The organism is Sporosarcina sp. P32b, from assembly GCF_002743335.1.
Lineage (GTDB): Bacteria > Bacillota > Bacilli > Bacillales_A > Planococcaceae > Sporosarcina.
Genome location: NZ_PDZB01000001.1, coordinates 1 through 20,167, shown reverse-complemented (window position 1 = coordinate 20,167; position 20,167 = coordinate 1). Strand labels below are relative to the sequence as shown.

General features: G+C 41.2%; 13 protein-coding genes and 1 tRNA gene. All 14 read right to left on the bottom strand.

Going from position 1 to position 20,167, the window contains the following annotated elements; all coding sequences use genetic code 11:
• Positions 1-4: 4 nt before the first annotated feature.
• Positions 5-1,354, bottom strand: coding sequence for a TrkH family potassium uptake protein (locus CSV64_RS00060; protein ID WP_099633033.1), 1,350 nt, complete (start codon positions 1,352-1,354; stop codon positions 5-7).
• Between the two features lie 152 nt (positions 1,355-1,506).
• A complete protein-coding gene (locus tag CSV64_RS00055; protein WP_099633304.1) occupies positions 1,507-2,271 on the bottom strand; it encodes a TerC family protein in 765 nt (254 codons plus the stop codon).
• Between the two features lie 429 nt (positions 2,272-2,700).
• Positions 2,701-5,868, bottom strand: a complete 3,168-nt coding sequence (locus tag CSV64_RS00050) for an efflux RND transporter permease subunit (protein WP_099633032.1) — start codon at positions 5,866-5,868, stop codon at positions 2,701-2,703.
• Positions 5,869-6,061: 193 nt separating this feature from the next.
• Positions 6,062-7,639 (bottom strand): peptide chain release factor 3, encoded by a 1,578-nt coding sequence (locus CSV64_RS00045; protein ID WP_099633031.1) that lies wholly within the window; start codon positions 7,637-7,639, stop codon positions 6,062-6,064.
• A 114-nt stretch (positions 7,640-7,753) separates the two neighbouring features.
• Positions 7,754-9,244 (bottom strand): UDP-N-acetylmuramoyl-L-alanyl-D-glutamate--2,6-diaminopimelate ligase, encoded by a 1,491-nt coding sequence (locus CSV64_RS00040; RefSeq protein WP_099633030.1) that lies wholly within the window; start codon positions 9,242-9,244, stop codon positions 7,754-7,756.
• Positions 9,245-9,556: 312 nt separating this feature from the next.
• Positions 9,557-10,945: an aldehyde dehydrogenase gene (locus tag CSV64_RS00035; protein WP_099633029.1), complete on the bottom strand. Its 1,389-nt coding sequence runs from the start codon at positions 10,943-10,945 to the stop codon at positions 9,557-9,559.
• A 95-nt stretch (positions 10,946-11,040) separates the two neighbouring features.
• On the bottom strand, positions 11,041-13,143 hold the full coding sequence (locus CSV64_RS00030) for a heavy metal translocating P-type ATPase (RefSeq protein ID WP_099633028.1): 2,103 nt from the start codon (positions 13,141-13,143) through the stop codon (positions 11,041-11,043).
• A gap of 190 nt (positions 13,144-13,333) precedes the next feature.
• Complete coding sequence (locus tag CSV64_RS00025) at positions 13,334-14,227, bottom strand: RluA family pseudouridine synthase (RefSeq protein WP_099633027.1); 894 nt, start codon at positions 14,225-14,227, stop codon at positions 13,334-13,336.
• Between the two features lie 211 nt (positions 14,228-14,438).
• Positions 14,439-14,511: transfer RNA gene (locus CSV64_RS00020), tRNA-Val, on the bottom strand.
• 184 nt (positions 14,512-14,695) lie between these two features.
• Positions 14,696-14,845, bottom strand: coding sequence for a hypothetical protein (locus tag CSV64_RS16720; protein ID WP_169535185.1), 150 nt, complete (start codon positions 14,843-14,845; stop codon positions 14,696-14,698).
• A 383-nt stretch (positions 14,846-15,228) separates the two neighbouring features.
• Positions 15,229-17,265: a TRAP transporter permease gene (locus tag CSV64_RS00015; RefSeq protein ID WP_369823466.1), complete on the bottom strand. Its 2,037-nt coding sequence runs from the start codon at positions 17,263-17,265 to the stop codon at positions 15,229-15,231.
• Positions 17,255-17,779, bottom strand: coding sequence for a DUF1850 domain-containing protein (locus tag CSV64_RS00010; protein WP_099633026.1), 525 nt, complete (start codon positions 17,777-17,779; stop codon positions 17,255-17,257). The genes CSV64_RS00015 and CSV64_RS00010 overlap by 11 nt, the downstream gene beginning before the upstream one ends.
• Positions 17,780-17,925: 146 nt before the next feature.
• The gene (locus CSV64_RS00005; RefSeq protein WP_099633025.1) at positions 17,926-18,927 is read right to left on the bottom strand and encodes a TAXI family TRAP transporter solute-binding subunit; all 1,002 of its coding nucleotides are present in this window, start codon (positions 18,925-18,927) and stop codon (positions 17,926-17,928) included.
• A 968-nt stretch (positions 18,928-19,895) separates the two neighbouring features.
• Positions 19,896-20,167 (bottom strand): hypothetical protein (locus CSV64_RS16790; RefSeq protein ID WP_233191837.1); only part of this gene is annotated, 272 nt, incomplete at its 5' end.

Here is a 20,167-nt window from a genome sequence, read left to right as displayed (position 1 = left end):
TAAATTACCCAATAATGACACGCTCTTTTGGATAATGATAAGGCGTTTTATTCGACTTTCCACCTATCGTGTAGATAAACGATATTAATCCTACTCGCCCGATAAACATGAGTACCATAATAATCAACTTACCAAACACCGATAAATCACTTGTAATACCGAGTGACATACCGCATGTTCCGAAGGCTGAAGTGATTTCAAATAATAATGGAATAACAGGTATCCCAGGCTCCGTAACTAACAACAACAATAATGCAGCCAACACCATAAAACACGCTACGAGAATGACTGCATACGATCGAAATACGTCAATCAGCTTAATTTGGCGTTTGAAAATGTGAATGACGTCATTTCCTCTCGCAAAGTTAATGAGGAATAATAGTGCAATAGCAAACGTCGTCGTGCGAATTCCGCCACCAACTGAACTTGGTGAAGCACCAATGAACATGAGCGCACTGACAAAAATATCTGTCGCTTCACTAAATTGCGTCACGTCATACGTCACAAGACCTGCAGATCGTGCAGAAACTGAATGGAATAACGCCGTGAAAAATTGCTGATGCCAGCTCATTCCTTTAAATGAATTGAATGATTCTAGCAACCAAATAGTTAATGTGCCTACGAGCAATAGAACACCGAATGTCGCCGTCGTAATCTTGGTAAAAAGCGAAAAACGAAAATGTGGTACTTTTTTCGAAAAGAAACTTTTCACTTCAATCAGAACTGGGAACCCAATAGCACCTAAAATAATTAATATCATAAGTAGTAGCTGCACGATATAATCATCATGATAAGGCATCATCGATGAACCGGTAATGTCAAAACCTGCGTTGGTAGTGGCAGAAACTGCCATGAACATGCCATTCAACAACGCTTCACTAAATGAGTTATAAAAACGATAAATGTATAATGTTAAAATACCGCCACCAATAATCTCTATGGCTACGATCAGTTGGATGATTTGACGAATTAATTGAACGACACCTTGTAATGTGTACTGATTCGTGTCAATCATAATCAGTTGTCGCTCTCTCATGCCGATTTTCTTTTTTACAAGTAGCCAGAAAAATGTTCCTAATGACATGATGCCGATACCACCGAGTTGAAGTACGAGCATGATCATGCATAGGCCGAATACAGAGTATGTTTCTCCTATACTAATAGGTGACAACCCCGTTACACTCACAGCGCTCACAGCGGTAAACAAACTATCTATAAAGGCCACTTTCACTCCCGGTTTATATACACCCGGCAAATTCAACAAGAGAAAAGAGGATGCAATTGCCAAAAAGTAGTAGAAGGCGATAATCTGTGCTGGAGTAAACTTATGAAAAACTTCCCTGGAAAGCCTCATCTTTTCAAATTCCTTTCATAACGGAAACTTCATTTTCCTACTTTATCAAATCCCATGATGAAAAGATAGCTATATACAGAACTTTACACTCTTCTACACTACAGAAGAAAAAAGCAGTCCCTCCAATTTACTTGGAAGAGACTGTTTTCGTATTATCTGTTAGCTTTCACTTTAGACTTTGCAACGGCCAGTAGATATCCACCGATTGCTAGGGCTAATAACACAACCCAGAATGTCGTTTTCCACAATGTAGAGTGCGGGAATGATTCTGGAATGATGAGGAGTGCAGGATGTGCCAGAGTTAACACAACTAGCTTTACACCTACCCATCCTACAATTAAGAATGCTGCTGTTTCCAATGTTGGGTATTTTTCAAGCATAACCACGAATTGTTTCGCTGCAAAACGGATCATGACTAAACCAATCATACCACCTAGCAACATTACAATGAACTGTCCGCCGTTGATGCCACCGACGTGGAAGTTACCTAATTCCGGCAACGTTACCGCAAGTGCAACAGCGGCAAGCATGGAGTCTAATGCGAACGCGATATCGGCAAGTTCCACTTTTAACACGGTCATCCAGAAACCTGATTGTTTTTTTGGCTTCTTTTTCGGATGCCCTTCCGGCTTATGAGTAACTTTATCATATATACTTTTACCGGATATAAACAGTAAGTAAATGGCACCGATCGCTTGTATCTCCCAGAACTTCACTAAAAACGTAATCATAAATAGTGCAGTGAATCTAAAGACGAATGCCCCTAGTAAACCATAAAATAATGCTTTCTTTTGTTGTAGTTTCGGTAAGTGTTTTACCATTACTGCCATTACGACTGCGTTGTCTGTTGCTAATAGGCCCTCGAGTACGATTAGTACTAAGAGTACCCATGCATATTCTAATAAAATCGGATCCAACATAATTCCTCCTTGTTTTCTACAAAATAAAAAGACCCTCACCTAATAAATAGGCAAAGGTCTCGCTAAGTCGGAATTTCACGTTCAAAATCCAGCTATCATAACCGATGACCGTTGTGGCAGTCACGTATTGACGATTATGAAATAGGTTTCCCTATAGCTACTCCCCTTTGACATTGCGTCAAAAGTTATTAAGATATCGGATACTTTTAAAGTATTATAACATGATAACTTTGATTTGCAAATGATTTGGGATGCCTATCTAGCTATTAAATTAAGAGTATAGATGTTATGAATTAAACAGGTATATCGTTAAGCGACTCCCTATTGTACTGTTTACTAGTACTACTATACTTTTCATTAGCACTATTTATTCAACATATAAAAAAATGCCGGCAAATGGAAGGTTCCATCTGCCGGCAGTATGTTTTACTTAGATTCTCTTACAGTTACAGTTTCCGTTACTGTCTCGGTCACGGTTACCGTTTCAGTTACCGTGACGGGTTGATCTCCCGTTATCGGTTGTGCTTTTTTTGGCTTATTCATACCTCTACGTGTCTCCCGATCCAACAAACTATAAATGATCGGTACGATATACAACGTCAAGAATGTAGAACTGATCAATCCACCAATTACTGCAATCCCCATCGGCTGATTCAACTCAGAACCTTCACCAAGGCCTAGTGCTAGCGGTAGTAAGCCCAGAATAGTTGTGAGAGCTGTCATTAGGATTGGACGGACACGGTCGCGTACAGACGATAGGATCGCATCGTACGAACTAAGTCCTGCTTCCTTACGCTGATTAATATAGTCAACCAACACAATTCCGTTATTGACGACAATTCCCACCAATATGAGAAGTCCTATGACTGCCGTTACACTGACTGGTGTATTCGTAAAGAATAACGCAAGTGAAACACCAATTAGCATGAGTGGTACAGAGAACATGATAACAAATGGATATTTGAACGATTCGAACTGTGCAGCCATTACGATATAGACTAATACAACTGCCAGTACTATTGCCAACAGCATATCGTTAATTGCACTTTCAAATAGTTCGCGATCTCCACCATATGAAAGTTCCACTTCACTTGGTAAATCCAGATCATCTACAATATTATTTACCTTTTTCGTCATATCTCCCAATGATTCACTGGATAGATATTTCACAGTAAACGCGATCGAATGTGCTTGATCTACACGTACAATCGCTGCAGGACCTTCCGCGATTTCCACATCTGCTATATCCTTCAACTTAACAAACGTATCCAGTGGTGTTTTTAATTCCAATTCTTTTAATTTATCTATACTATTGCGGAAACGCTCATCATACCCAACGTTTACTCCGACTACTTCGCCTGTTTTCTCAAAGACGATTTGTGAAGCAAAGACACCACGCGTAACGTCACTAACCGTTTGCGCTATTTGATAGGGTGCCAATCCTACATCTGAAGCCTTTTCACGATCCACTTCAATTTTTATTTCTTCCACTGTATCTACTAAATCATTTTCAACGTCCGTCACAGTATCCAGCTCGCGTAACTTCTTATCTAGCTTTGATACTGCTTTTCCTAAACGTTCTTCATTAGTATCATTTAGGGAGAATGTTAATGTATTCGGACTCGAACCGGCAGCGGTCTGCAAGTTGAAACTGACTTCTGCGTCATCCCCAACTTCATTCTCAACGATTGGCTGTACTTTATCTACAAATTCAAAGACAGAGCGATCGCGTTCGTCGAGTGGGATAAGTTTCACATACACTTCTGCCATATTACTCTCTGATCCGCCTTGCGCCATACTTTGCTGGGTTCCCCCAACTAAACTGACGTACACTTCTACATCTTCTTGCTTTTTCATTTCTTCTTCAATTCGTTCAACTACGTCATCTGTCGCATCAAGTGAAGCACCGTTTGGTAACTTAACATTAATACTGAAAGCTCCTTCATCCGTAGCAGGTAGGAATTCGGTTCCTACTTTTATAATCCCGAATACGCTTCCTGCAAGTAAAGCAGTTGTTAACAGTAACACGATCAAACGATGGCTCAATGCCCATTTGACAGTCTTTTCGAATCTCTGATTTTTCTTCACACGATTCTTTTTCTCAAGTGTTTCTTCAGTAGGCGTCTTCAACAAACGGCTCGCAAGCATTGGCACGACAGTCAATGCTACGACTAACGATGCAAATAAACTGAACGAAATGGTTAACGCGAACTCTGTGAAGATTTGACCAATGATCCCCGTGATGAAGATTACCGGTACAAATACTGCTAGAGTCGTTAACGTAGACGCGGTTATAGCTCCGCCCACTTCCTTTGAACCATCTTTTGCTGCTTCTGTTGGTGTTTTCCCCATAGCTAAATGCCGCTCAATATTCTCTATTACGACGATAGCATTATCGACTAACATCCCTATACCAAGGGCAAGTGCACCGAGTGTCATAATATTCAATGAGAAGTCTGCAAAATACATGAGAACGAACGTCACAATAACTGAATACGGAATGGCTACTCCAATAATGATTGGACTCTTAATGCCACGTAAGAAGACAAATAATACGAGCATGGCGAACAACCCACCGAGAATTAGTGACTGACCGATATTGCCAATTGCCAGCTGTACATAATCCCCTTGGTCAAAAATAACATCGGATTCAATATCTTTGTATGCATCTTTCTCCAATAACTTATCTAAAGACTTTTTAAATTCTTTAGAGACAGTTGCAGTATTTGCTCCTGATTCTTGAAGTACAGACAATAGTACGGCCTGCTCATCATTGGCTCGTGTTTCGGTTTGTACTTTCGGCTCCAATAATGCTACATCCGCCACGTCAGAGACTTTAATTTTGTCACCTGTCTGAGGATTGGCACCTATTTGAATCCCTCGTACATCCGAGATATTTTGAACTGTACTTAAAATTCTTGTAGTTAACTTTCTTCCATCACTCGTGTCAATCGGATCACCTGGCATAGATACATTACTAGCCTGTATCGCCTGCACGACATCTGATTGCGCTAATCCAAATTCTTTTAATTTATCAGGATCTAAAATAACCTGGACGTCTTCAATGATTTTACCAGACACGTTCACACTGGCTACACCGTCAATACGGCGTAATTCTTTCTCCAGCTCTTCTGCAATCTTCCGTATATTCGTATCTTTATCGACGGAGCGTAAAGATAGTTGGATGACTGGGAATTGAGATGGATCAAACTTCATGAAACGCGGTTTGTTCGCCCCATCAGGCACTTCTACTTGATCTATCCGTTGGAGGATATCCATTTGGACATCATCAATCGAGGAATCCCAATCAAATTGTAAGAATACTAAGTTTGCTCCTTCTTGAGAAGAAGACTGCATCGATTTTAAGCCAGGGGCTGTCGATAAACTTTCTTCCAATGGCTTGGTGATTTTCTCGCTCACTTCTGTTGGGGAAGCGCCCGCATAATTCGTGACAACTACCGCTACAGGCGGATTTAGGTCAGGAATCAATGTTACGGGAATTTTAAAGAAGGATACCGCACCTAAAATAATGACAAGAAACATAGTGACTAACGTAAAAACTGGCCGTTTGACCGAAAAACTACTAATCTTCATTTATCTATTCCTCTCTCTTCTCAGCACTCCAGTTGGGGAAAGCCTTTTCATCTTTCCACCATACCACCTGAATAGAGTACTTTCACCATGATTTGCTCGAATAATAGCGAATATGCACAAAACTTATTCACAATTTTAACAAATAACCCGGTCGGATTACCATTAATCCGACCGGGTATGTTTGTTATATATATTATAATTGGTTATACAGCTTAATGTCCGGGAATTTATCCTGGAACCAACGCATAGCAAAATTGTTTTCAAACAAGAATACTTTTTGATCATGTCGATCTTTTACGAGTAACGCGCGTTGTCCTGCCATGGACTCTTTCACATCTTCTTCGTTTTCAATCCAGCGTGCTACTTTGGATCCCATCGTTTCCATTTGCACTTCTACGTGGTATTCCGCTCTCATGCGATGTTCAAATACTTCGAATTGAAGCTGACCTACTGCACCCAAAATGACTTCTTCAGTATGCAAGGTTTTATAATATTGAATAGCTCCTTCTTGCACGAGCTGTAGGATTCCTTTGTGGAACTGTTTTGATTTCATTACGTTTTTGGCATTTACTCTAACAAATAGCTCAGGAGTAAATTGCGGAAGGGCTTCAAACTGGAAGTTCGCTTTACCGCTAATGACCGTGTCACCGATTTGATAGTTACCCGTGTCATATAACCCAATGATATCGCCCGCTACTGCTTGATTGACGGTTTCACGATCATCTGCAAGGAATTGAGTCGTTTGAGTTAACTTAAAGTTTTTCGATAGACGTGGAACGGTTACAGTCATGCCACGCTCGAACTCACCTGATACAATTCGGACGAATGCAATACGATCCCGATGTGCAGGATTCATATTCGCTTGAATTTTGAAGATGAAACCTGAAAAAACATCAGATTCAGGATCTACGTATTCAGCATCTTTCGTCAACCGAGGTTGTGGCTCAGGTGCGAACTGTAAAAACGTTTCTAGGAATGTTTGAACACCGAAGTTAGTCAATGCACTACCGAAGAATACAGGTGTTAAATCACCTTTCGCGATACGTTCTTCATCGAAGTCGTTTCCTGCTTCATTCAATAGCATGACATCTTCTAGTGCTTGCTTATAATAAGACGTCTCTTTCATAGAATGCTCTACTGCAAGCTCGCCTTCATCGTCGATTGGGAGGAAACGTTCCTCATCTGCATTAGGGCGTGCCAACTCTATACGTTCATTGAATCGATCGTAAATGCCTAGGAACTCTTTCCCCATACCAATCGGCCAATTCATAGCATATGATTGGATTTCTAACACTTCTTCCAATTCTTCCATTAGTTCCAATGGTTCTTTACCTTGTCGGTCCATTTTATTGATGAATGTGAAGATTGGAATCCCGCGCATTTTACATACTTTGAACAATTTAATCGTCTGTGGCTCAATTCCTTTAGCTGAATCCACCATCATGACGGCGGCATCTACTGCCATTAATGTTCTATACGTATCTTCACTGAAGTCTTCGTGTCCGGGTGTATCCAAAATATTGACACGTTTGCCAGCATAATCAAATTGCAAAACCGAAGATGTTACCGATATTCCCCGTTGTTTTTCAATTTCCATCCAGTCAGACGTAGCAAATTTCCCTGATTTCTTTCCTTTAACTGTTCCTGCATCGCGAATCGCTCCGCCAAAATATAGTAACTTTTCAGTAATTGTCGTTTTACCCGCATCTGGGTGAGAAATAATCGCAAACGTTCGTCGCGATGTAATTTCATCATGTTTATTCTTTTGCATCAATCGTACTCTCCTTTTGCTTACGTTTTCTATCATAGAGAGAATAGGGATGCATTTCAATGATTTTCATTGAATTGACTAAAAAACTATAGACTCTCAAATTCAAACTGTCCTTCATTTATTAATGGTTGTATCGCCAAACTTTTTAGCTGCTTCTAGAAGGGCAATTTTCGCATCTGAATGTGGATATTTCGTATTGCCGATAATCTGAAAATCTTCATGTCCTTTTCCGGCAAATATAATGATATCTCCTGCATTCGCTTGCTCTATAGTATGACGGACTGCTTCTTCTCTATCACCTATACATGCATACTGATTATGCGGCATTGTGGCACTAAGTTCCGATATGATGGACTCATACGGCTCATCTCGTGGATCATCTGTCGTAAAGACTACATAATCTGCAGCCGCTGCTTTTTCTCCCATAATCGGGCGCTTCAGCCGATCACGATTGCCTCCCGTTCCAATTAGGAATAATAGACGGTTGCCTTCCTTTTTTAAAGGTTGTACGGTCGCAATCGCTTTTTCAATCGCATCCGGTGAATGTGCATAATCAATGAAAATCGTCAGTGGTAGAGAGGTCTCCACTTTTTCCAGGCGGCCTTTCACTGTGGATACATTCGCAATCAGCGGTAAAATATCTTCTGTCGCCATTCCTTTAGCATATAACGCTGCAATTGCAGCCAAGGCATTATAGACATTAAACTCTCCAATTAACGGCATCCTGACCGAGAACGTTCCGTCCGGTGCTTGCAATTGAAATTTCGTATAGTTCGAATGCATGTCAATCGCTGTCGCTTGGAATGAAGACTTCACATGAATACCGTATGTAAAAATGGGGAAAGAAGTCATTTCGATCATTTTACTACTCCATGGATCATCTGCATTAATGATCGCAAACTTTTGCTGATCAAGTTGCTGACCTAGTTGTGCAAACAGTAAACCTTTCGCTGCACTGTAATTCTCCATCGTTTTATGATAGTCCAAATGGTCATGCGTTAAGTTAGTGAAAATCGCGATATCAAATTCAGTTCCTGCCAGTCGGCCTTCAACTAAGCCATGTGAAGAAACTTCCATGATCATCGATTCACAGCCTTCATTTGCTGCTTGTGCAATCATTTGCTGCGTTGTCAAAACATCGGTCGTAGTATTTTCTGTTTCATAAAGGATATCATTTAATTTAAAGCCAATCGTACCTGAAACGGCTGTTTTTTCTTCCGTCTGTCGCAGCATATCATGAATGATGTTACCAACACTTGTTTTTCCATTGGTTCCCGTCACACCAATCATCTTCATGCGCTTTGAAGGATACTGATAGTACTTAGACGCCAGTAACTCTATTGCTTTTGATGTGTTTTCTACATAGACAACTGCTGTACGATCTTCATCTATCATAATCGGCTCTGATGCGATAATGACGCGCGCCCCACTCATCAATGCACTCTTAACGAATTGATGACCGTTCACTGTATAACCTTTCAGACAAACAAATACCCCTCCATCTTGAACAGCTCTTGAATCCACTGCCACGTCTGTCACATTTTCTGGCAATGTTCCTTTGATGGTTTTTACAGGTAGCACTGATAGTAATTCTTTCGTGTTCATATGGTTTCCTCCAATAGGTTGGTGAATAACTCTTATAATTATAGCAAATAAACAAAAAGTAATTCATAAACGCTTTTTTATTCTGTTTAATGAAGTAGCATCTACTTAATCAATTACCTATATCATACGCGTCTTTTCTTATTGCATCCACCCTGTACTCGAGGTGGATAGGTGTATCTTGAGACAGAATATACAACAGAAAATGGCGCAGGACTTAGTATGTTCATTTCAAAAAATCTAGTTGACCACAAAGGCACTTTGCTAGTCGAAAACCAGCAAAGCGCGTGGACAAAAGTTTGAATTTCCTTACCGTTAGCGCAAGAAACGCTTCACTAATGGCAATTTTCCTTTGTACGGAGGAAATGCGAGCGGCACCGATACTGCTGTGCTCTTTTTCATCATCGATTTCGAATGGGAGAATGTTTCAAAACTTGCTTTTCCATGGTATTGATTCATTCCAGATGGACCTACTCCACCAAATGGCAAATGAATGTTTGCGACATGAGAAACGGTGTCATTGATACATCCGCCACCAAATGGCAATACTTCAATGAAATGATTAGCGGCCTCATCGTTCTCAGTGAAAAAGTATGCAGCTAGCGGCTTAGGCAACATGCTGATTTGCTGAAGTGCAACCCCTAAATTGTCATAAGGCAGGACAGGCAAGATCGGACCAAATAACTCATCTTGCATACTTGCGCTATTCCAGTCTGATAGCGCTAAAATCGTCGGCTCAATGTATTTATCCGCAGCATCTGTTTTGCCACCTTCTACGATATATGCTTGATCTTCATCTAATATTTTCGCTAATCGATCGAAATGACGATCTGCTATGATGCGACCGTAATCAGCACTCTTCTGTGCGTCACTCCCGTAAAAACGCTGGATCGCACTCTTCATTTCATGGATTAATTCATCATGAATCGAAACGTCAGCCAGTACATAGTCTGGTGCTACACATGTTTGACCTGCATTCATGAACTTACCCCAAACAATTTTCTCCGCCGCTTTTTTAATATCTGCAGTATGGTCGACAACGGCTGGACTTTTACCACCCAATTCTAAAGTCAATGGAGTCAATCTTTCCGCGCAAGCTTTCATAACGATTTTCCCTACTTTTGCACTGCCTGTAAAGAATACATAATCAAATGGCGCGCCAAGTAATAATTGTGTCTCTTCTTTGTGACCATGCACAACGGATACAAACTCCGGTGGAAATACACTTGTAATAATTTTGTCTACGACTGCCGCCGTATGCACTGCATCTTCTGAAGGTTTCAACACCGTACAGTTCCCTGTTGCTATTGAACCGATTAGTGGATCAATTAATAGTTGGAACGGATAGTTGAACGGTCCAATAATCAATACGCTGCCATATGGTTCTTTTACGATAAAGCTAGTTGCTGGTTGTAAATGGAGTGGCGTTTTCACCTTTTCAGGAGCTGCCCATTCATCCAAGTGATCCAACATATGTGTAATGCTCGATAAAACAAATCCTGTTTCTGCTACATATGCTTCAAGCGGGTGTTTGTGTAGATCTTGATGCAATGCATCCGAGATTTCTTTTTCATGCTTCTGAATCGCTTTATACAATTTTTCCAACATCATTTTCCTGAATGACATACTGCGCGTCACTCCTGATGTATAATATTGCTTCTGTTTGTTCATAATCATTTCAAGTTCTAGACTGCTCATTGCCAAATAATCCACACTCCTCATGTTTGTTCTTGTTATCAGTCTACCATTTTATTCAACAGAAAAAACTTCAGACGATTTATTCGACTGAAGTTTCTCCATTATATTTTATTTTTCATGAGCCTCAATGAATTCAATACTACAATGACGGTCGCACCCATATCCGCCATGACCGCCATCCATAATGTCAGCCAGCCTGGAATGATGAGTAGCAACGCGATGACTTTCAAACCTAGTGCGATCGAAATATTTTGAAGAATGATTTGTTTTGTGCGTGAGCTTAATTTGATAGTATAGGGAAGTTTCTCCAAATCATCTGCCATCAATGCAATATCTGCCGTTTCAAGTGCAGTATCTGTTCCTGCTCCACCCATCGCAATACCAACATTTGCTGTAGCTAAAGCCGGTGCATCGTTCACTCCGTCACCTACCATTGCTACTTTACCGTATTGACTCAATGATTTAATCATCTCGACTTTTTGATCCGGTAATAATTCTGCTTTGACTTCTGACAAACCAAGTTGCGCTCCAATTGCTAAAGCGGTTGATTGATTATCACCCGTTAGCATAACAGTCTTCTTGCCCATTTCATGAAGCTTCTCGATGACTTTCAAGCTACTTTTACGGACTTGATCAGCTACTGCTATGATTCCTTCTAGTCCTGCTTCAGACCAGACGAGCATGACGGTTTTGCCTTGTTTCTGCAAGGTAAGAATCTGCTGTTCAATTGATGCTTCGACTGTATTCATTTCTCTGAATAAATTCGGACTTCCCACATGCACCAAGTGCTCTCCAATCATAGCTTTTGCACCTTTGCCTGTAATCGATTGGAATTGTTCCACTGCTAGCAATCCTAGTGGTAATTTCTCTGCCGCTCGCATAATCGATGAGGCTAATGGATGTTGGGAGTACTTCTCGATTGAAGCAGCTTGTTGCAATACTTGATCTTCAGTTAATGTGGACACGGTCACGACATCAGTTACTTCCGGACGCCCTTCAGTTAGCGTACCTGTTTTATCGAACGCCACGACTTTAATTTGTCCGGTCTCTTCTAAATGAATGCCACCCTTGATTAACACACCATTACGTGCAGCGTTACCAATCGCGGTAACGATGGCTATAGGTGTTGAAATGACTAATGCACACGGACAGCCGACTACTAATACGACAAGACCTTTGTAGAACCAGTCACCCCATACTCCACCGAGTAATAGTGGCGGTATGATCATGATCAGTAAAGAAATACCTAAAATGGCTGGTGTATAGTATCTCGCAAAACGATCGACAAATTGCTGTGTCGGTGCTTTTTCTGCCTGTGCTTCTTCGACTAAATGAATGATTTTGGCAATTGTCGTGTCTTCAGCAAGCTTTGTAACACGAACTTGCATTACACCTTCTTCATTCAACGTTCCAGCAAACACTTCGTCTCCTAGTACTTTATGGACAGGCACAGACTCACCTGTGATTGCTGCCTGGTTAACAGATGAGTCCCCTTGAATGACTTCACCGTCCATCGCAATCTTTTGTCCCGGTTTAATCAAAATCACATCATTAATTCGTAAATCTTCCACATCTACTTCAAATTCATTCGTACCACGAAGTACAATCGCTGTAGTGGGAGCGATTTCAATTAGAGACGTAATGGAATTTCTCGCTTTATCGATTGAGTAACTTTCTAATGCTTCACTGACGGAGAACAGGAAGACTACAACCGCGCCTTCTGCCCAATCACCAATGAGTGCAGCTCCGATCACTGCGATTGTCATTAATGTAGACATATCAAATTCAAGTTTGAAAAGATTCGTTAATCCTTCCTTCATTAAACTGAATCCGCCGATTAATATGGCAGAGAGAAACAAAGCAATCGACAGCCAGTTATTAGCACCATTCGCGGTAGATACTGCATACCCTGCTACTAGTAAAACTAACGAAGCAATAGTCGTTTGATTTTCACGTTTTTTCCAAAAAGGGGTATGCTGTTTAATAATCCGCTGCTTTTCAGGGAATACCTTTATACCGTCAAACGCACCCGCTTCTTCTAATTGTAAAATAGAGGCCTCTCCTGCAACCGTTAATTTGGATGCACCAAAGTTCAGCTGTACATCTTCAACAGAATCAATCTGCCGAACATTTTTCTCGAATTTCGCGGCACAACTTGTGCACGACAAATTTTGCAGGCGATAGACATTTTTCCCAGAAGCCATGTGATCAGTCCTCTCAAAAAATCGTTCATTTTAACGTTTCCATCATTCAATCGTTCATTTGATTGATTAGCTTTAGTATATGCAATTCCAGATATTTTGTCAATTCAATCATTCAAACATCCGTTTGAATGAAATGACATGAAAAAGCAGTTCCTTAGAGATTCCAAGGAACTGCAAAATACATGATGTATTATTTTGAACGCGTAACGAAGATCTGAGGTACTTCTGCTTCAAATCGAACTAGTTCCCCTGTACGTGGATGTAGAAAAGACAATGCGGTTGCATGAAGTCCCACTCTGCGCAACGGGTTGCCTGTAGCACCATACTTTTTGTCCCCTATAACTGGATGTCCCAATTCTTCCATATGTACACGGATTTGATTTTTTCGACCTGTTTCCAAAAGAACCTCCAGCAATGAACAATCCTTATTTGCTTGTACTCTTCTATAATGTGTAATCGCGTGCTGTCCGCCATTGTCGGTAGGGTTTGAATAGACTCTGAATGCACTATTTTCCGTTAACCAAGAAGAAATAGTTCCTGATTCAGTTCGTACTTTTCCTTCGACAAGTGCAGTATATAAACGTTCCTTTACCGATTCATTCCATGTACTTTGCAATGCTTGCTGCGTTTCTTCATTTTTGGCAAACATCATTACGCCCGATGTATCTCGATCAAGACGGTGCACGACAAAAATACGATTTTCAGGATGACTTCTCTTGACGTACTTTGTAATTTCTCGATAGGCTGTCTGATCTTTTTCTTTTTCAGAAGCTACAGAAAGAACGCCTGCCTCTTTATTGATCACGATGATATCGTCATCCTCATGTAGAATAGATACACCTACTAATTTCGAGACGTTTATAGCCGCTTTGTTGCTTTGTATTTCAACCTTTTGTCCAGGCGCTAACGACTGATTATGTTTTGTTGTCATCTGACCATCCACCATAACTTGGCCACGTGTAAGAATGGACTTCACCGAATTCCTACTGCTTTTTGACATAACCTTCAATAAATACGGCAATAATTCTATCTGTTCTTCCACTGTATATTCTTTTACATTAGATGTTACCTGTTTTCTCTTCATTGTATATGACTCCTCCTGCCTATCTAAATAAATATTCGCACTATAAGTATACACCGCATGACTGGTGAGTGTATGTACTATCATTTGATTGTAATGAAAACTTCATTTGAAATCTAGACATAAAAAAACAGCCCCTAGACATTCGGTCTAATAGGACTGTTTATTGTTATAAACCGTGTTCCTACGGTAAATAACTTAGGTTTGGCACCTATGACTCCGACTGGGCTCGAACCAGCGACCTCCACCCTGTCAAGGTGGCGCTCTCCCAGCTGAGCTACGGAATCGATTTTACTAGGATGTGCATTTTAAGTAAGCCAGTTAGGCTCTCAAGCACAAACACTATAATAGCATTATCTATCCTGGTTGTAAACAAAGAAATTAAAAATCGATAATTTTTCTATACCATCAGAAAAACTACCGATTTTCATGGAATTTCGTTACATTATTCAGGGCCGCTTCTCCTTTCATTTACTGCATGGGGTTTACTTGTTCTTCTATTGGTTCATTCTCAAAATATAAAAACTCTTCATGATCCAGCTCACTCATCCGTTCTTTGTTAAAGCCATGTGCCAAATGCCCTTCAAACACGTTTTCCCACCATGTTTCTTGTGTATTCATAGTATTTTCTCTCCTTTTCGATTTGATTGGTTTCTGTACCGACCTCTATATTTTATTCGTTATGACTGATTCGCTTACATGTAGTATATACATAACTCGCGATGGTAAAACTGCGTAATTAGTCCAAATTAGTTCGAGGTATTTCTAGTCCTTCGGCTTCTTGACTTTTATTTTATCATGTGTTTCACAAATCACATTCCAGTAAAAGCCTTGTCTATACTAGTCTCGTCCTTTATTGAAAATTCCATCTAATCTAGTTCTTTTCACTCAATCAGACTAGTAAAACGCAAAAATACAGAGGTTGATTTCGAAAATTCTTATCCTAAATAAAATAAAAAGACTTGCAAGCTTTATTTCAAGCCGGCAAGTCTTTTAAAAGTAATTTAATTAGAAGCTAATTTAGGTGAATTATGTTTCTTATTCCCCATCCACTGGAACGCCAGTAAGATGATGAATAAAACTAAACCGATGATATCTGTCATCGTTTCTGGATAGATCAACAACATGCCTGTACCTAACGTTATAATTCGCATAATCCAGTTCAGTTTACGATACCAATAACCAATTATGCCTGCCCCGATGGCAACCATACCGACAATGGCAGTCAACGTCACCCATACAATCTCCGTTACACTCGAGTCGAGCATCAGCATTGCCGGATTAAAGACGAACATATACGGAATAATGAAGGCGGCAATTGCCAGTTTGGCGGAAGTAATACCTGTCTTGATCGGATCTCCACCCGAAATACCTGAAGCAGCAAAGGCAGCCAATGCAACAGGCGGCGTGATATCCGCAATAATACCAAAGTAAAATACGAATAAGTGTGCAGATACTGCCACTACAATCGGCACAGCTGCACCTGTAGGCTCATCTAGCATTAATAATGTAATGATGGCAGGCGCTGCAATTGTAGACGTAATAACATAGTTTGCCGTCGTTGGAGAACCCATGCCCAAAATGATAGCTGCGAACATTGTGAAAATTAATGTCAGCAAAACGTTACCACCAGCAGCTGAGATCAAGCCTGTTGCCAAGCTAAGTCCAAGACCCGTCTTAACCACAACCCCGACAATAATACCCGCACAGGCAGTCGCCGCTGCTACAGCCAATGCTGTACGAGCACCGTCTACTAACGCGTCAATCATATCTTTAAATCCAATTCTTGTTTCCTTACTAATTGCACTCACAGCGATAGTCAGTACGATACCAAGTAATGCTGCTTTCATTGTTGGAATACCTATCAACAAGAAGACGATAATGCCTAAAATCGGTAGTAATAAATAAATCTTTTTCAGCGTTTCTTTGCGGTTCGGAATCTGGGATGCATCCAATCCTTTCAAACCAACACGCTTTGCTTCGAAATGAGTCATAATCCAAATTCCAGTGAAGTACAGTAGCGCCGGGATAGCGGCCGCTTTGGCAATTTCCCAATACGTTACACCGCCGATAAATTCAACCATTAGGAATGCAGCGGCTCCCATAATCGGCGGCATAATCTGTCCACCTGTAGAGGCAGCTGCCTCGACTCCACCTGCGAATTCCTTACGATAACCTAGCTTCTTCATCATAGGAATCGTGTATGAACCGGATCCTACAACGTTGGCTACAGAACTACCTGAAATAGTACCTTGCAACGCACTTGAGAATATTGCGACTTTTGCAGGTCCACCAGTCAAACGACCTGCCAATACTACAGCTAAGTCATTGAAGTAGTTACCTACGCCCGTCTTCACTAAGAACGCCCCGAACAAAAGGAAGACGAATATGAAGGTGGCAGATACACTAATCGGCGTACCGAGGATCCCGTCCGTTGTAAAGAACATTAATTGAACGAGATTTTCCACGCTTTGTCCTCTATGTGCAAGGAACCCTGGGAAATAAGGCCCGAAGAATGCATAAGCCAGAAACACAACTGAGATGATGGTGATTGGCATTCCTACCGCCCGTCTCGCTGCTTCTAATGTTAGTAGTACCGCTAAAATACCGATAATTAAATCGAGATCAGATACTCGCCCTACACGAAATACTAGTTCGTTGATAAATAGTGGCCAGTATAAACCAACTGCTATCGCCAATAAAGATAAAATAATATCATAAAACGGTACTTTGTCGCGGCGCACACCGATCTTTTTTCTAGCAGGGAACATGAGGAATATAAGTGATAAAGCAAAACCTAAGTGAATAGATCGCTGAATTTGAGCTGTAAATGGTTTACCAATCGCGGTATATAACTGAAAAATTGAAAATGCCAACAAACCGAAAAATACAATCTTGCCAAATAAGCCTTTCAAATCTCTCGTATTGGACTCTGGGTCGTACTTTTGAAGAATTTCAAGTTGTTCTTGTTCAGAAAGCGTACCCATTTCTTCATCGGAAATGGCGGGAATATCTTTTTCCCGGTCTTTATTATTTTCCATTTAATCTGACTCCTTTTAACATCTTATAATTTGATACCTTTGCCACATGGAATTCATAAGAATGACCCTTTTGAAGAAATTCTTTCAGATGATAATCTTGTTGCTCATATCGCAAAGACAGATCTGCATTCACCCTACCTATGTAGAGAACAAACGAATCTATCACGCGGTTTTCGAATGTAAGCGTATAAACACCATCTTCAACTTGCAGTACTTCGCCTTCTTCTGCATAACCTGGTAATCCGATGGCTACATCTTCATACTGCATAAATTCGAAACGGAGCTTTCCATTGTCGGTAATGCGATATTGCTCTTTCACATTGGACAAATGGATGGAGTGAATATAATGAATTTGAAAATGTCGACTCTCGTGTAATGGAAGATAATACGCCTTTGGCTGTTCGCTCCGAACCTCTTCTAGTATGATCATTTGTCTATATGGATAAAACAATATGATCAGCATTACAACTCCTATCAGAAACGTCAGCAGAAGAACGATTTTTCTTGATTTCATCCGCCTATTCCTTTCTGTTACAATACATGCAATAAGCACAATAGTGTATGAAATTCGCTAATTACTTTAAAAAATTAAGAATGGGACGGACAAAGCTTTCGCTTTACCGTCCCCACGTGCTCCTATCAGATAACTAACTCAGTTTATTAGTTCACTTCGTCAAAGTACTTCTGTGCACCTGGGTGTACAGGAATACCAATACCATTCAAACCATTTTCTGCTTTAATCAAAGCACCTTTGGCATGTTGAATTTTCGAAGCGTTTTCATAAATCGCCTTTGTGATCTGGTAACCAAGTTCTTCAGAAATATCGTTCTGCATAACAAGCATTGCACCTACTGATACTGCAGGCGTCTCTACTTCAGAACCATACGTTCCAGCAGGAATCATTTCTTTAGCGTAGTATGGGTATTTCTCAATTAATTCATCAGCCTTGTCGTCTTCTACTGGAATAATGAAAACTTCAGAAGTAGCGTTTAGACCTTCAACAGCACCTGTTGGAGTTCCAGCTGTAATGAATGCAGCGTCAATTTGTCCAGCTTGTAGACTTTCTTGTGACTCACCGAAGTCCAAGTTTTGTGCTTTGATATCGCCTAAAGCTAAACCATGAATTTCAAGTAATTGCTCAGCGTTTGCAGCTGTTCCAGAACCTGGAGCACCGATTGATACGCTTTTGCCTTTTAGATCTTCAAATGTCTTAATATTGCTTTTCTTCAACGTAACCAACTGAACTGTTTCAGGATAAAGTGAACCTACAGCAGATACCTCGTCGATTACATCTCCGTCAAACATCATTTCACCTTTAGAAGCGTAGTATGCGATGTCTGTTTGTACGAATGCAATGTTTGCGTCTCCATCTTTAAGCGCTGTCATATTCGCAGCAGATGCTTGAGATACTTCAGCAGTCGTCTTGATGCCTGTTTCTTGAGTAATGAATTCAGCAAAAGATCCACCTAGTGGATAATAAGTTCCTTGTGTTCCCCCAGTAAGTAAGCTCAAGAACTTGTAGTCTTGCTCTGCCTTACCTTCCTCTTTGTTTCCGTCTGCACCTTTGTCGCCGTCAGCTTTTTCGTCGTTACCGCAAGCTGCGAGCACAAGAAGCGCGAGCATGGAAACTAACGCCAGTAGGCGAAGTGAGTTTTTCTTCATGTGACCATCTCCCCTTTTCTATTTGTAGTCATAGACATTACCATTCTACCATGAAAGCGCTTTAACTTGTCAATATAATATTAATATATTATTTCTCTGTACCATTCATGCTATTCATCCTTGGAAATATAATGCTTTTAACGCATGTCGGATATCTACCATTGGTGTTTTTCAATGTTTCGGATTTACTTGAGAGGACCGGATCGATGTGTGGTTCACCCGGCGGATAAACGCGGCCGGCAGAGTTACTAGGCGGCTTCGTGGCTTTGGCATTTTGGGTTGAGGGCGTTGCTCGACTGGTTGTTGGGGACGGAAGTTGGTGAGTGGAATCTATTTTGGTTGTGGTTCCAAGAATGATTAATTGCGTATCTTACCCAACCTCAAATGCGGTTGGCGGAATGACTATGCGGATCCGAGTCTTTGTCACTTTACGTCGGGGCGTCTCTCGACCGGCTGTCGGGCATTGAAGTTAGTGAGTGTCTGCTTTCTGGACCCGCGCAGGCACGTGGGGGATTGCCTACAGCCAGGAGCCAGCTGGCAAAGTGCCACCAGTTGTCTCCTGGCCACGGCCTACCCCGCAGTTGTGCCTGCGCTACCGTTGGGTATTCAGTTAAGTTGTGATTCTAATAGGAAAAAGATCAGTGATTTGGTGATACTGATCTTGTAATTTTGAAAAAGAAGTATACGAACTGCCCTACACCCACTCCAACGAAGGCGCCTGCTGTGGTAGGCGTAGCGAGGAGACAAAGACAGGCGAACTATCCTGTCTCTGGCCCCTCGCGAAAGCCATCCACCAGCGCCGAAGTGAGGACAATGGACTCGCCACTTACATAGACAGCTAAACCACAACCTCCTGATTTAACCAGGAAAAGAAAATGAACGTGCAAGAACCATAGCCCAACGCCGCTTATTACGCACAATTAACAGAAACGTAATCCGACAGCACTGCGACGGTTAAAAACAACTACCTAAACTGCCCTACACCCACTCCAACGAAGGCGCCTGCCGTGGTAGGCGTAGCGAGGAGACAAAGACAGGCGAACTTTTCCTGTCTCTGGCTCCTCGCGAAAGCCATCCACCAGCGCCGAAGTGGCGACAATGAACTTGCCACTTACATAGACAGCTAAACCACAAACTACTGAACAAACAGGAAAAAGAAAATGAACGTGCAAGAACCACAACCCCATGCCGCTTATTACGTACGCCTGAAAGAAACGTAATAAGCCAGCACTTCCACGAC